The 3,732-nt window shown below is 44.1% G+C and carries 3 protein-coding genes; 1 reads left to right on the top strand and 2 read right to left on the bottom strand.

Annotation, left to right across the window (positions count from 1 at the left end):
* Positions 1-817, top strand: an 817-nt coding sequence (gene purD / locus L655_RS0101740) for a phosphoribosylamine--glycine ligase (RefSeq protein WP_029751545.1), incomplete at its 5' end; no start/stop codon positions are given.
* Positions 818-1,208: 391 nt separating this feature from the next.
* Here purD and istB read toward each other — a convergent pair.
* Both istB and istA read right to left on the bottom strand, forming a co-directional pair.
* Positions 1,209-1,964 (bottom strand): IS21-like element helper ATPase IstB, encoded by a 756-nt coding sequence (gene istB / locus L655_RS0101735; protein WP_024603886.1) that lies wholly within the window; start codon positions 1,962-1,964, stop codon positions 1,209-1,211.
* A gap of 14 nt (positions 1,965-1,978) precedes the next feature.
* On the bottom strand, positions 1,979-3,523 hold the full coding sequence (gene istA, locus L655_RS0101730) for an IS21 family transposase (RefSeq protein WP_024600838.1): 1,545 nt from the start codon (positions 3,521-3,523) through the stop codon (positions 1,979-1,981).
* Between the last annotated feature and the right edge of the window lie 209 nt (positions 3,524-3,732).

Below are 3,732 nucleotides of genomic sequence, written 5' to 3'. Positions count from 1 at the left end.
TGTAGCCATGACGGAGGCCGATGCCGAAGAAGCTATTCGCGATATGCTTGCGGGTAATGCTTTTGGCGATGCGGGAAGTCGTGTTGTTATTGAAGAGTTTTTAGACGGTGAAGAAGCGTCTTTCATTGTAATGGTTGATGGTAAAAACGTATTACCATTTGCAACAAGCCAAGATCATAAACGCGCTTACAATGGCGATGCGGGTCCTAACACGGGTGGCATGGGTGCATACTCACCTGCGCCAGTTGTTACTGATGAAATCCACCAGCGTATTATGAACGAAGTGATCTACCCTACGGTAGAAGGCATGGCAAGCGAAGGCCATCCGTACACCGGCTTTTTATATGCAGGTTTAATGATTGACGAAACAGGCACCCCTAAAGTAATTGAGTACAATTGTCGCTTTGGCGATCCTGAAACTCAACCAATGATGCTACGTTTGCAATCAGATTTGGTTGAATTGATTGAAGCTGCTAACCGTGTAGAACTTGATAAAACAACAATTGAGTTTGACCCACGCGCAGCCGTTGGTGTTGTACTTGCCGCTAAAGGCTACCCTGGTGATTACCCTAAAGGTGACGCTATTTCGGGGCTAAAAGTGGATTACCCTGCAGATGAAAAAGTGTTTCATGCGGGTACTAAACAAAGTGGTAATGACGTTGTAACCGCAGGCGGTCGCGTATTATGCGCAACAGCACTTGGTAACACTGTTACGCAAGCGCAGCAACGCGCCTATGAGCTTGTTAAACAAATTAGCTGGGATGGTATGGAATATCGTACAGATATAGCTTACCGTGCTATTGCACGCGAGCAATAGCCTATAATACCTATTCATTGGTATAACCAATTAATTTAACTAAAAAAGCGCAGTTTCCCTGCGCTTTTTTAGTGCTACACTAATTAAAAGGTTTTTTAAAAGTAAATTAACGTTGGAACTAAGAACTTTACGTTACCATGCAATTGCTGTTGCCATACTGATTTTTATATTTTTTATAATCAGTACATTGGCATCAAACTTAGTCGTGCCTACACGATATACAATTGATAAAACGGCTCCAATGTACCTCGATTACGCCTACTATATTGACGAAACCAAAACTAAAAAATTCGATACAATCATTAACCAACTGCGTATTCCGGTGATGGTGAACACCGATTCCGGTTTTATCGTGAACACTTAAATTCCACGCATTGGGTTCATGACATTTTTAACCTAAGTGTTCACGATGGTCAATTTTAGATTGAATTTTTCTCATAGACTCCCCCTTTAATTTTATCCGATGAGCATTGTGCATTAGTCGATCTAAAATGGCATCGGCTAAGGTATTATCGCCGATGGATTGATGCCATTCTTCGGTGGGTAATTGACTGATGATGGCGGTTGATGAACTGCCGTGCCTATCATCCATGATCTCCATTAAGTCATTTCGTTGTGCCGCTTTAAGTGGCTCAAGCCCCCAATCATCTAAAACGAGTAAGTCGATCTTAGCGAGTGACTGTAACATTCGACTGTAAGTGCCATCTGCTTTGGCTTGTGTCAGCGCAAGCATCAACCTTGAGAGTCGGTAATATTTAACGCTGTAGCCTTTCATGCATCCTGTATGCGCAAGCGCACAAGTGATATAGGTTTTACCGCTACCGCAAGGGCCTGTGATGAGTAAGTTTTGTGATTTATTCAGCCAATCACATTGCAGTAGCGATGCCATCATCGATTGATTGAGACCTCGCGGGTGATGATAATCTATGTCTCTGGCGTTAGCGGCTAATTTAAGTTTTGCCGCTTTAAGTAAGCGTTGTTGTTTTCGGCTCTCTCGGTCTTGGGCTTCACTGTCTGCTAGCAGTTGTAGTCGCTCATCGAAGGACAACCCTTCATAAGTACTTGGTTGTTCTATTTGGCTCACTAAGGCGTTGGCCATACCACTGAGTTTGAGTTGACGAAGCTGAGTTATCGTTTGTTCTAACATAGAATTTCCTTACCTTAATGGAAGCTTTTAGGACCACGGATATTTTCATGGGATTGTGGCAATAACGTCGACGGCTCTTCTTGCGTTCGCGGCAATTTATCTTGGTTGCTACTGAGTATGTCTTTGATATGTTTTAACCGATATAAACTGTATTGATTGGCTATCGCACAGGCGTTATTGAGCCGATCGGCGGGATAGCTTCTTGATAGGTTGAGTAAGCCTAAGCACACACGATACGCTTGTTCTTCATGTTGTTTCTGTGCCAATTGTGCTTTCACCCAGAGCAAAACGTCATCTCCAATATCTTTCGCCCAATTCATTAAACGCCCTGGTGACCATTTATGATGCTTCTCATGCTTTACAGGCATGTGCTCGGATGTGGTGGTCATGCCCGGATGATATTTTCTCGGGTGACTGGTGATGCGTTTATGCTTGAAATAAGCCTCAATCAAGTTGTCTTTGGCATGAAGTTCAAGCTTTTCACCCACCAAGTGATGGGGTACCGAGTAAAGATGGTTATCATACTGAACGTGATAATCAATATTCACTTTGACGTGTTTAATATCCGTGAATTGATAAGCTAGTTTGGGCATGGGCGCGAGGGCGGGTTTGTCGATTGACTCGAACCATGATTGTCGTGTCCCACTCAGTTGCTTAAAGGGCTTATTATTGACCTCAAGCAGTAAGGCTTTGATGCAATGGTTTAGCTCAGCTAATGAGAAAAAGGTTTGGTGTCGTAACTTGGCGAGTATCCAGCGTTCAATGATTTGCACGCCCACTTCGGCCTTGGCTTTATCTTGTGGTTTTCTGGGACGAGCAGGCACAATCACGGTGCCATAATGCGCGGCCAATTGCTGATAACTCGGGTTAACATCAGGGTCGTAGCGACACGCTTTACTGACACCACTGCGTAAATTATCGGGGATAACCATGTCAGGTATACCGCCGATAAATTCAAATGCTCGCACGTGACTGCCGATCCAGTCGGGTAGACTTTGGCTCCAGGTTGCTTCACAAAATGTATAATTTGATGCGCCCATCACCGCCACGAATATCTGGGCGAACTTCACTTCACCCGTCGCATTACAAACAATGGGCATCGTTTGACCCGCATAATCGACAAAGAGTTTTTCTCCTGCTTTATGCACTTGTCGCATCGAACGTTTTTGCTTTTTAAGCCAGGTCATGTAGCGATCGCAGAACTGAGAATAGCTGTAACAACGATTCGGATATTGCTGAGTATATTCTTCCCAGAGTAAGTTCTTGGTGACGCCTTTGCCCGTTAATTCTTTTCGAATGGCTGGCCAATCTGGCACTTCAAATCGCTGGGATGGCCGAGTGTCGGCGCGAGGATAGAACTGACTAGCAAGCACAGAATCATCAAGCTCGTCGGGCAGTGGCCAACTTAACGATAAAGCTCTGGCTTTAGTGAGTAGTTTTTGAATACCACCGACACTGATCTTAGTGCTGGCACTTATTTTTCTGACACTGAGTTGGGCAGCAAAATGTAGCCTCAACACTTCTCGAATTTTACGCATTGTGATCCTCTTAGTCGCCATATCCCTTCCTCAGTAATACAAAAAGGAAATAGCTTAACAAAGTAATTAATAATCAATGCGTTGAAATTGTACTGGTTTGGTGTGAACACCGATTCCGGAAAATCAGTCAAAAGTGTTCACGATAAAACCGGAATGAGCGTTCACGCTAAAACCAGAACGGGTGTTCACGATGGGCCGGAATCACTGTTCACGATGCTCCGGAATATGCA

Source organism: Pseudoalteromonas sp. TAE79, assembly GCF_000498015.1.
In the GTDB taxonomy this organism is placed as follows: domain Bacteria; phylum Pseudomonadota; class Gammaproteobacteria; order Enterobacterales; family Alteromonadaceae; genus Pseudoalteromonas.
Note: the sequence above shows the minus strand (reverse complement) of the source record. Positions and strands in the feature narration are given on the sequence as shown.